Raw genomic sequence first — 464 nt, forward strand, 5'->3', positions numbered from 1 at the left:
AAAGCGATATGGCTAGTGGGCAACCCGTATGTTTTTTTTGTCGCGCAGAAGCCGGCATCCGCGATGCTCCGGAGTCTCGTGGGCTCGGAGATGTGTACAAGCGACTGCCGCGCAGCCGCAGCGGCGGCAGCGCGGCGCGGGCCCAGGCGGGGGCGCTCGCCGAGGCGTCGGCGCCCTGCGGCTGCGCGGAGGGCTGCATGTACGGCGCGACCAGGCCGCGCTCGCGCGGGACCGGCACCGGGGCGGTGGACCGCTCCGCGGGGGCCTGTGCGGCGGGCACCGCGGGTGCGGTGGGTGTGGCGGGCGCCGGCTCGGCGGGCTGGGCCGGCTCGGGCTTGGACCTGGTGAAGAACGAGCCTGCCTCCGCGCCGGTCTGACCCGGCGTCGGCTGGGCGGCGGGCTCCAGCTGGTCCGCCGAACGCGGCTGGGACTGCGGCTGGGAACGCGGCTGCGGCGCCACCGGC

General features: G+C 76.1%; 1 protein-coding gene. It reads left to right on the plus strand.

Annotation, left to right across the window (positions count from 1 at the left end; genetic code table 11):
- Positions 1-92: 92 nt before the first annotated feature.
- Positions 93-377 carry a hypothetical protein gene (locus DN069_RS00005; RefSeq protein ID WP_111498579.1) on the plus strand — a complete coding sequence of 95 codons (285 nt, stop codon included), beginning with the start codon at positions 93-95 and terminating at the stop codon, positions 375-377.
- The last annotated feature ends 87 nt before the right edge of the window (positions 378-464 follow it).

It is taken from the genome of Streptacidiphilus pinicola (genome assembly GCF_003258295.1).
In the GTDB taxonomy this organism is placed as follows: domain Bacteria; phylum Actinomycetota; class Actinomycetes; order Streptomycetales; family Streptomycetaceae; genus Streptacidiphilus; species Streptacidiphilus pinicola.